The organism is Neokomagataea anthophila, assembly GCF_018122595.1.
Lineage (GTDB): Bacteria > Pseudomonadota > Alphaproteobacteria > Acetobacterales > Acetobacteraceae > Gluconobacter > Gluconobacter anthophilus.
In genome coordinates this window covers 1-282 of record NZ_JAGRQH010000036.1, presented here as the reverse complement: position 1 = coordinate 282, position 282 = coordinate 1, and the positions used below count along the sequence as shown (strand labels likewise).

At 42.9% G+C, this 282-nt stretch carries 1 protein-coding gene; it reads right to left on the bottom strand.

All coding sequences use genetic code 11. The features are described from left to right. Nucleotides 1-62: 62 nt before the first annotated feature. Nucleotides 63-282, bottom strand: a 220-nt coding sequence (locus KB213_RS11995; protein ID WP_211683455.1) for a hypothetical protein, incomplete at its 5' end; no start/stop codon positions are given.

Genomic DNA, 282 nt, shown 5'->3' with positions numbered 1-282 from the left:
TCTCAATCACCGTTCTTGTGCTCGCCGCACGGGCAGAATGGGTCTAAGAAAACACGAAGTATTCAACATAAATACAAGACTATTTTTTCAAATAAAAACACAATAAAACCCTGATAAAATGGCGGTTTTCTGCGCTTTTTGCTTGCGTTGCTTGGGAAATTGTCGTAATTTATATTTGTTGAGAGGGAATAAGCCCTCAGACACAACGCCCCGAACGGTGTTCGTACCACCGAACGGGACTTCATCAGAACAGGAAGGTTATTTCCATGTCCGACGCAAATC